At 55.7% G+C, this 549-nt stretch carries 1 pseudogene; it reads right to left on the minus strand.

Annotation, left to right across the window (positions count from 1 at the left end):
• Positions 1 to 312: pseudogene (locus H7995_RS28185) on the minus strand (SEL1-like repeat protein); the annotation flags it as partial.
• Positions 313 to 549: the final 237 nt, after the last annotated feature.

Genomic DNA, 549 nt, shown 5'->3' on the forward strand with positions numbered 1-549 from the left:
GCCATTTTGCAGATTGATATTGGCCTTGTAATGGCCGTTTTCGGCCGCAATACGGTACAGCCGCGCGATCTCCAGATCGACTGCCTGATCCTGCTTGAGCAGGTTGTTTTTCTGTAGCCAGCGGGCGTACTGAAATAGCTCATCGGTCTCGTCGGACGGCGCAGGGATTTGCTCGTGAGCGCAGGTAAAGGCCAGCTTGGCTTTGATCTCGGTCAGCGGGTTTAGGGAAGTATCCCGATTCGGATGAGTTGGGGCGCTGCCGGTATCGCAGGCGGCCAGCAGCAGGCTTGTCAGCAACAGGCTCAGATGCATGCCCCGGACCACTCTCCTGTTGATATTGGGCACACCTTGGAAGGTGAACACGTCAATGATGTTTCTCATGCCTTACCCCAACAGCTGCCATTCGATGTTTTCCTCATTGACCGTGATTCTGTCGGCAAGCAAAAAGCGCGGTTGGTTACTTTGAACCCTCAACGTCGGCATGATCTCGTTCTCTTCGAAGCGGCGGATGGCGCCGTCTTTCAGCCCCAAGTCCGCCTGGCGACTCAG

This window comes from Pseudomonas kielensis, assembly GCF_014236655.1.
GTDB lineage: Bacteria > Pseudomonadota > Gammaproteobacteria > Pseudomonadales > Pseudomonadaceae > Aquipseudomonas > Aquipseudomonas kielensis.